This is a genomic window from Streptomyces sp. CNQ329 (assembly GCF_000482585.1).
Genome location: NZ_AXVU01000101.1, coordinates 1 through 4,564, shown reverse-complemented (window position 1 = coordinate 4,564; position 4,564 = coordinate 1). Strand labels below are relative to the sequence as shown.

Here is a 4,564-nt window from a genome sequence, read left to right as displayed (position 1 = left end):
CTGTGCTACCAGCCCGACGCCGACGACATCGGCTCGCTGCTGTCCGACGGGCTGTTCGGCGACGCGGTCGCCGCCGCCGTGGTCCGCGGAACCGGGGGAGTGGGCATCGAGCTGGAGCGCAACGCCTCCTACCTCATCCCCGACACCGAGGAGTGGATCTCCTACGACGTGCGCGACACCGGCTTCCACTTCCAGCTCGACCGCCGGGTGCCCGGCACCATGGAGCCGCTCGCCCCCGTCCTGCGCGAGCTGGCCAAGGACCACAGCTGGGACGCCGGCAAGCTCGACTTCTACATCATCCACGCTGGCGGCCCGCGCATCCTGGACGACCTCGCCAAGTTCCTCGAGGTCGACCGCGGCGTGTTCCGCCACAGCTGGTCGACGCTCAACGAGTACGGCAACATCGCCAGCGCCGTCGTACTCGAGGCCGCCCGCCGGCTCTTCGAGGAGGACGCCCTCACGTCCGGCGCCACCGGCATGATCGCCGGATTCGGCCCCGGTATCACCGCCGAGATGGCGCTCGGCACCTGGGCGGCCGACGTTCCCCAGACCATCGCCTGAGTACCGAACCGACGCAAGGAAGCGATGCACATGAGTGAAGGGTTCTTATCCTGCTCGTCTGGTGATCTCGACGGCGTGATCGGCGGCGATGGTCCGGCCGGTACGGCCGGCGCGGCAACGGGTTTGACCGGGGAGCGGCCACTGCTCGGGCCCGGTGAGGGCCCGGTCGCCCCAAGCCCGCAGGCAGGCTGGTCGTGAGTGCGCCTCGGACGGGCAGGAGAAAGCTGCCGGTGTGTCCCCGCGGCGGCCAGGACCTGCACGCTCATCCCGTCCGGATCCGGTGTCGAAGGCTCACGGGCACGCTCGTGCCCGTGAGTTCTGCGACGTCCGGCCGAACGGCGCGACATCGCCACGCAGTATGGCGAACTCCCCGCCGGTGAGGAACTGCTGACGGTGCCCTACGTGCCGGGCGACCGCACCACGCCCGGCAGTCCCACGCCGGCCGCGCCGCCCCTGCGGCTGCGCGGCCACGGGCACATCGGCTGCACACACGGTACCCGGGCAGATCTCTGTGCGCTGATCTTGGCGTGTACAGGACAAGATCCGGGTCTGTGTGGACCTTCTCCGGCGTCAGCCTGCCATCCCCATACACGCCGAATCCAGCGATCACCAGGTCGAGCGGGTCGTGGACGCCGCGCAGCGCGGTGAGACCCACTCGGCGTCCACGGTCCCTAGGAGGGGCAGCAGATGACGAACACCCAAACGTCCCCGGACAGCATCATGCGGCTGATCAACGGCTACTGGTCCACCGGGATCCTCGCCGCCGCAGCCAGGCACGCGCTCTTCACCCACCTCGAAAACGGCGCCGGCACCGCCTCCGAGCTGGCCGACCGCGCCGGGATATCCGAGCGGGGTGCGCAAAGCCTTCTCGACGGGCTCGTCAGCGTGGGCCTGGTCGAACTGGACCAGACCCGGTACCGCAACACGGCCGAGGCGTCCGCCTACCTGGTCGAGGGCAAGCCCGCCTCGCTTGTCAGTTTCGCCCGGCTCAAGCTCACGCACATGGGCAGCGTGGCCGACCTGGCCGAGGTGGTCCGTGCCGGAGGGCCGGTGGACAACCCCGTGGTGGAGGTCGCCAACAACCCGCACTGGGAGGGGATCGTCACGGCCATCGCGGCCCAGTCGGTTCCCGCCGCGACGCTCGCCGCCGAGTTACTCGGTCTCGCCGATGCCGGGGAGATCTCCATCCTCGACGTCGGCGGCGGGTCGGGCATCTACTCGGGCATCTGGCTGGAGGCCAACCCGGCCGCCCGCTCGACCCAGCTCGACTGGGAGCCGATCAACGCCGTCGCCCGCCGGCTGCTGGCCGAGCGCGGCGTGGCCGACCGGTTCACCTGCATCAGCGGTGACTTCCACACCACCGACTTCGGCGTCGCGAAGTACGACGTCGCGGTGTACTCCCACATCGCCCACCAGGAAGGGCCGGAGAGCAACGTCGAGATCTTCAGCAGACTCCGCCAGGCCCTCAAGCCCGGCGGCACCCTGGTCGTCAACGACTACGTCGTCGACGACGACCGCAGCGGCCCGGCCTTCCCGCTGGTCTTCGCCTCCGAGATGTTGCTGAAGAGCAAACAGGGCAGCACCTGGCGGCGGAGCGACTACGACGCGTGGCTGACCAAAGCCGGCTTCGGGGAGGTCCGCTTCCACTCCGCGCCCCCGGGCACCCTGGTCCTCGCCCGGTAGCAGCCCCGGGAACCCGGTCCCGCACCGCCCTCGACCGCAAGGCAGTCGTTGTCTTCGGCTCTGTCAGATGAACAGCTAGCGAAGGAAACCGATCATGGCACCCGTGAACCTCTCGATCATCTACTACAGCTCCACCGGCAACGTGCACACGCTGGCGCAGGCCGCCGCGGAGGGTGCGGAGAAGGCCGGCGCGACCGTGCGCCTGCGCAAGGTCCGCGAGCTGGCGCCGCCGGAGGCGGTCAACTCCAACCCGGCCTGGGCCCAGCACGTCGAGGCCACCGCCGATGTCGCCGAGGCCACCTTGGACGACCTCGGCTGGGCGGACGCGGTGCTGTTCGGCACCCCGACCCGCTTCGGTAACGTGGCCAGCCAGCTCAAGGCGTTCATCGACACCGCCGGCGGCCTGTGGCAGCAGGGCGGTCTCGCCAACAAGGTCGTCTCGGCGTTCACCGCCAGCGGCACCGCGCACGGCGGCCAGGAATCGACCATCCTGGCGCTGAGCAACACCTTCTACCACTGGGGCTGCATCATCGTCCCGCCCGGTTACACCGACCCGATCCAGTTCCAGACGGGCAACCCCTACGGCACCTCGCACATCGCGGGTATCGGCCCCGGCGGTTCCGGCCCCGACGAGGCCGTCTTGCAGGCGGCCCGGCACCAGGCCCGGCGCGTCACGGACACCGCCGCCGCCCTCAAGGCCGGCCGCTCCGCCTGACGGACCGCCACTGCAGGCGGGCCCGCCCCGTTCCCTTTTCTCCGGGGCGGGCGCCCGCCTGAACCACCGCCGCCTGCGCCGCCTTCCGCGGCGCGCCGCAGGCGGCGTCTTTCTGCCCGCGCCGGAAGCGGGGGCCGCCGCGGGATCCGGGCCCTGGAGGAGAACTCTCATGAACATCACGTTGTGGATCGTCGCCTCGGTGCTGGGGGCGGCCTTCCTGGCCGGCGGCGCCATGAAGCTGGCCCAGCCCAAGGAGAAGCTGGCCGCCTCCGGCTGGGACTGGGTCGAGGACTACGACGGCGGCGTCGTCAGGATGATCGGCACCCTGGAAGTACTGGCCGGGGTGGGCCTGATCCTGCCCGCCGTGCTCGACATCGCACCGGTCCTGGTGCCGGTGGCCGCCACCGGCCTGGCCGTGCTGATGACCCTGGCGGCCCTCACCCACGCCCGCCGCAAGGAACAGCAGGCGATCGTGCTGGCCGTGGTCCTGCTCGCCGTCGCCGTCTTCGTCGCGTGGGGCCGCTTCGGCCCGCACTCCTTCTGAAAAGACACCCCGCACCACCGCCCTTTTCGCAGAAACCCCCCTCAGCGTTCAGCCCCGCCGGCGGGCCGGTCACCTCCACCGGCCGCCGGCCCGCCGGCGGTACAGCCCGGTCCACGAGCGCGCCGTGACCGCCGCGCCCGGCGCAGCCCTCTGCCGTACGTCCCTTGCCTCCGCGTACTCACTCCTTCCTGTCTTGGAGCGCCATGTCACGTCGCCTGTTCACCTCGGAGTCCGTGACCGAGGGACACCCCGACAAGATCGCCGACCAGATCAGCGACACCGTCCTCGACGCGCTGCTGCGCCAGGACCCCGCATCCCGCGTCGCGGTCGAAACCCTGATCACCACCGGCCAGGTGCACATCGCGGGTGAGGTGACGACCGCCGTCTACGCCGACATCGCCACCCTGGTCCGCGAGAAGATCCTCGAGATCGGCTACGACTCCTCCGCCAAGGGCTTCGACGGCGCCTCCTGCGGGGTGTCGGTATCGATCGGCGCGCAGTCCCCGGACATCGCGCAGGGCGTCGACGCGGCCTACGAAACCCGCGTCGAAGGCGCCTCCCGCGCCGAGCAGGACGACGAACTGGACCGCCAGGGCGCCGGCGACCAGGGCCTGATGTTCGGCTACGCCTCCGACGAGACCCCCACCCTGATGCCGCTGCCGATCGAGCTGGCCCACCGCCTCGCGCGCCGCCTGACCGAGGTCCGCAAGAACGGCACGGCCCCCTACCTGCGCCCCGACGGCAAGACCCAGGTCACCATCGAGTACCTGGGCAGCCGCCCCGTCCGCCTGGACACCGTCGTCGTCTCCTCCCAGCACGCCGGCGACGTCGACCTCGACGGGCTGCTCACCCCCGACATCCGCCGGCACGTCGTCGAGCCCGTCCTGGCGCAACTCGCCGAGGACGGCATGAAACTGGAGACCGACGACCACCGGCTGCTGGTCAACCCCACCGGCCGCTTCGAAGTCGGCGGCCCGATGGGCGACGCCGGCCTGACCGGCCGCAAGATCATCATCGACACCTACGGCGGCATGGCCCGCCACGGCGGCGGCGCCTTCTCC

5 protein-coding genes are annotated in these 4,564 nt (G+C 70.9%); all 5 read left to right on the top strand.

Features of this window, described 5'->3' with window-relative positions:
- The coding region (locus tag I003_RS0128880) for a 3-oxoacyl-[acyl-carrier-protein] synthase III C-terminal domain-containing protein (RefSeq protein ID WP_027774643.1) at nucleotides 1-561 on the top strand (561 nt) is incomplete at its 5' end.
- A 687-nt stretch (nucleotides 562-1,248) separates the two neighbouring features.
- A complete protein-coding gene (locus tag I003_RS0128875) occupies nucleotides 1,249-2,244 on the top strand; it encodes a class I SAM-dependent methyltransferase (protein ID WP_027774642.1) in 996 nt (331 codons plus the stop codon).
- Nucleotides 2,245-2,335: 91 nt separating this feature from the next.
- Nucleotides 2,336-2,959: an NAD(P)H:quinone oxidoreductase gene (wrbA, locus tag I003_RS0128870; protein ID WP_199784365.1), complete on the top strand. Its 624-nt coding sequence runs from the start codon at nucleotides 2,336-2,338 to the stop codon at nucleotides 2,957-2,959.
- Nucleotides 2,960-3,128: 169 nt separating this feature from the next.
- Entirely contained in the window at nucleotides 3,129-3,503 is a 375-nt protein-coding gene (locus I003_RS0128865) for a DoxX family protein (protein WP_027774640.1), read from the top strand.
- Between the two features lie 203 nt (nucleotides 3,504-3,706).
- The coding region (gene metK / locus I003_RS0128860) for a methionine adenosyltransferase (RefSeq protein ID WP_027774639.1) at nucleotides 3,707-4,564 on the top strand (858 nt) is incomplete at its 3' end.